Source organism: Binatus sp. (SeqCode) (genome assembly GCF_050013435.1).
Lineage (GTDB): Bacteria > Desulfobacterota > Binatia > Binatales > Binataceae > Binatus.
On the sequence record NZ_JBEKFG010000136.1, the window covers coordinates 1 to 3,667 of the forward strand.

4 protein-coding genes are annotated in these 3,667 nt (G+C 60.2%); 3 read left to right on the forward strand and 1 reads right to left on the reverse strand.

From position 1 onward, the window contains the following. The coding region (locus ABSB13_RS16805) for an RrF2 family transcriptional regulator (protein ID WP_428110490.1) at positions 1 to 326 on the reverse strand (326 nt) is incomplete at its 3' end. A gap of 210 nt (positions 327 to 536) precedes the next feature. Here ABSB13_RS16805 and ABSB13_RS16810 point away from each other — a divergent pair. The 3 genes from ABSB13_RS16810 to ABSB13_RS16820 form a co-directional block, all read left to right on the forward strand. Further along, entirely contained in the window at positions 537 to 1,856 is a 1,320-nt protein-coding gene (locus tag ABSB13_RS16810; protein WP_428110491.1) for an AmpG family muropeptide MFS transporter, read from the forward strand. A 120-nt stretch (positions 1,857 to 1,976) separates the two neighbouring features. Further along, entirely contained in the window at positions 1,977 to 2,723 is a 747-nt protein-coding gene (locus ABSB13_RS16815; protein ID WP_428110493.1) for a Crp/Fnr family transcriptional regulator, read from the forward strand. Between the two features lie 300 nt (positions 2,724 to 3,023). Beyond that, on the forward strand, positions 3,024 to 3,667 hold a 644-nt coding region (locus ABSB13_RS16820; protein ID WP_428110494.1), incomplete at its 3' end, for a Crp/Fnr family transcriptional regulator.

Below are 3,667 nucleotides of genomic sequence, written 5' to 3' on the forward strand. Positions count from 1 at the left end.
ACGCCGGCCAAAACGCACGAGCCGGTGATGACGCATCGGTTGCCGCTCCGAAAGCATTCCACCAATTGCATCGGGCCTTCCGTGTATCGCACCACCCGCCCGATGTTGATTTGCTTGGGAGCGTGCGCCAACACGATCCCGCCACCCTTGCCCCGGTAACTCTGAAGGAATCCGCCCCGGCTGAGGCCGTGGATGACCTTGACGAGGTGATTGCGCGAAACTCGAAAGCGCGCGGCGATCTCGGAAACATTCGAGCGCCGGTCGCCATTGAGCGCCAGATAAATCAGCACCCGCAGCGAGTAGTCGGTGTGGGAGGTAAGACGCACGGGCTAGTGCGCCTGCCTCGCGAGCGGCGACAATGCGCCGGGGCCGAACAAAGTTGGCGCAAGCCACAGCATCTTCATCCTCCTACTCTTTGCGACCGGACAATTCAAATTTGAACCCCGATTCAAACTCGCAGCAAGATCACGTGGTTTGCAAATCGATGGTGATCGCCCCGTCTATGATATGAAGTCTCGACGGCGGGATTACAGGGTGTGACAGCAGAAGCAAAGGACATGAATCCCTGGCGGCATTCGATCGCGGATTACACCGATCGGCGCGTGCTGCTGATCCTGCCACTGGGCTTCTCCAGCGGCCTCCCGCTGCTGCTGACCTTTTCGACATTGTCGGCCTGGTTCGCCACCGCCGGCGTGAGCCGCGCCGCCATCGGCGCCTTCGCGCTGGTCGGCACACCGTATGCCTTCAAGTTCCTGTGGTCGCCGCTGATCGATCGGATCCCGCCGCCGATTCCGCTTGGGCGACGGCGCGGCTGGGGCATTACGATTCAGCTCGCACTCATTGCCGCGACGCTCGCCCTGGGCTCTTGTCGACCAAAGTTCGATCTCGCGCTGATGGGGGCGCTGGCGCTGCTGGTCGCATTCCTTTCGGCGAGCCAGGACGTCGTTATCGACGCGTATCGGGTCGAGATCCTCACGCCCGAGCAGCAAGGGCCCGGCGCCGCCATGATCCAGACCGGGTACCGGGTCGCGATGCTGGTCTCGGGCGCCGGCGCGCTGCTCGTTGCGGCTCGCTACGGTTGGTTCGCGGCCTACGCCACGATGGCGGCGCTGCTGGGAGTGGGGATGCTCGTGTTCATCTTCGGGCCCGAGCCGACGACGGCGCCACAGGCGGCGGCGCATACCGCAACCGGAGGATGGGAATCGATCCGCGATTGGATCGCGAGTGCGGTTACGGGGCCGTTCGCCGACTTCATGCGGCGGCCGAGGTGGCCGGCGATCGTCCTTTTCATCATCGGTTACAAGCTCGGCGAAGCGATGGCGGGCGTGATGGCGATGCCGCTCTACATCTCGCTCGGCTACTCACTCAACGAGATCGCCGCCGTCTCCAAACTGGTCGGATTCTTCGCGACCGTTGTCGGTGCGCTGATCGGTGGCGTGCTGACCGCGAAGCTCGGCGTGATGCGCGCGCTCATACTGTGCGGGCTGCTCCAGTCGGCCGGCAATTTGTTCTACGTGCTGCAGGCAGTCGGCGGCCATCGGCTCGACTATCTCGCGCTGTGCGTCGCCGCCGAGAATCTGACGGGCGCGATGGCGGGGACCGCGCTGGTGGCCTATCTCTCCGGCCTATGCTCACCGGCGTTCACCGCGACTCAGTATGCGCTGCTCTCTTCACTGGCAGCGGTGGGGCGAACGATGGTCGCGTCTTCGGGCGGCGTGCTGGCCGACCAGCTCGGTTGGGTGCCGTTCTTCATCCTCACGACAGTCGCGACGATCCCGGCGCTTGTGCTGCTGATCTGGATCGCGCGGCGCGACGCCAGGCCCATGCCCGGGAGCCGGCGCACTACATTTGGGTGATCTGCGCAGCGATTGAGCATCAGCGCGAATTTGTTACATGGATAACAAAACTCGTCGAATGAAGTTTATGTCACGCGCGTTGTTCTGCTCACGCATCAATCCGTCTGCTAGGTTGACGGGATGCGCCCTGTTCGAGCATCCGGCATCCGAAAACTGCGGGGCCTTAAAAATATCTCCTGGCTCACGGCGCGCCAGCTCGAAAGGCTCGCCAACGCGCTGACGGTCAGCGCGGTCGAAAAACGCGCGATCATTTTCGACGAAAAGCACTCGCCCGATTCCGCATATATCTTGCTGGCAGGAGTGGCGCGAATCACCTGCCGAAATCGCAAGGGTCAGCGCACATTGGTGATCATGGTCGCGCCCGGGATGATCCCCGGCTTCCCGCCGCCAGTTCCCGGCATCAGTTACAATTTCCGCTGCGAAGCGGTTACCCCTTGTCAGATAGGGACGATTGACCTCGAGTCCTTCGTCGAAATATCGCTGGGAATCGCTTCGGCAGACTTCAAGCGTTTGGCAGCGAGTTACATGGGCCGCTGGGATCTGGTTCAATTGCGCTGCGCGAATTTCATGAGTTGCACTTTGGAAGAGCGCCTGGCTCTGATTCTGCTCGAATTGAGTGAAAATTTCGGCGTCCCCGACGGAAAATCGGTGCGGTTGACATTGCCGGCCCGCCACCGGGACCTGGCTGAACTAGTCGGCGCCTCGCGGCCGCGAATCACCGAACATTTGAGCATGTTCGAGCGAAAGCATCTGATTGCGCGGGACAATCGTCAACTCGTTGTCAATCGCGATCGATTGGAAAGTTTTCTCGCGCAAACTCATATTTCTGCTGGTGGCCAGGAATTCCGCAAAGCCGCCACCCGGTAGTTTGCATTAACCGGTATTGGCAGGCTGATTACGATGCAGCGGTTTATCTGTTGCGTGGGGTCTATGCTTGCGAGGAACAGGCAAATATATGAGTATTGCTTATTCACATTTATTTGAATTTTAGCCATACTGATGCTATGTGAGCTTCCAGAGCCGACGTGCTCGCAGGAGCTTCGACAGGACCGACGGGTTCTTTAGAGCACAGAGTATTCGTCATGCGGGTGACAATGCGCTTCTCTTTTCGGCGCCACTGGAGTATGATTAGTGGTGTCCCGGCACGACTCTGTACGAGGTGCGATTTTGAATGAAAGAAATACTTCCCGTGAAACCGATCTCGACAGACTGAGCAGGCTCAAGGCTCTGTCGTGGCTCTCTCCTCCTGAACTTGCGCTTCTCGTTAGCGCACTTGCGCTGGCCAATTACAAACGACACGCCGTCATTATGCGCGAGGCCGCGATGGCCCAGGATGCTCACATCCTGTTAGCAGGAATTGCGCGCATCACCTGCCGCAACGCGCGCGACGAGCGTGTCACGGTGGCGATGCTGGCGCCGGGACCGATTCCGGAATTCCCTGCGCTGCCGCTCAGCCAGTCCGTTTTTCAGTGCGAGGCTTACAACGATTGCCGGGTTGGCACTGTCAGTTGGGATGATTTCGACGGCATTACCGCAAATGCTCACGAGTCGGCCTTCAAGCAATTTCACAGCAACGATTTGAAGCAGTGGTATCGCCTGCTGCTGCGCAGCTCGAGTTTCCTGAACCTTGGCCTGCACGAACGAATCGCCGTTGCGCTGTTGGAGCTGTGCTCGGACTTTGGAGTCGAGGAATCGCGCGGCACGCTGCTGCGGGTATCTTTCAGCCATAAGGATATCGCCAACCTGGTCGGCGCCTCGCGGCCCAGAGTGACCGAGCACCTGGCGCGATTGGAGCGCGAAAAGTTCGTCAT

What these genes read in the sequence shown, in the direction of transcription:
- ABSB13_RS16815 (WP_428110493.1), top strand. Translation starts at nt 1,977, where the DNA reads ATGCGCCCTGTTCGAGCATCCGGCATCCGAAAACTGCGGGGCCTTAAA.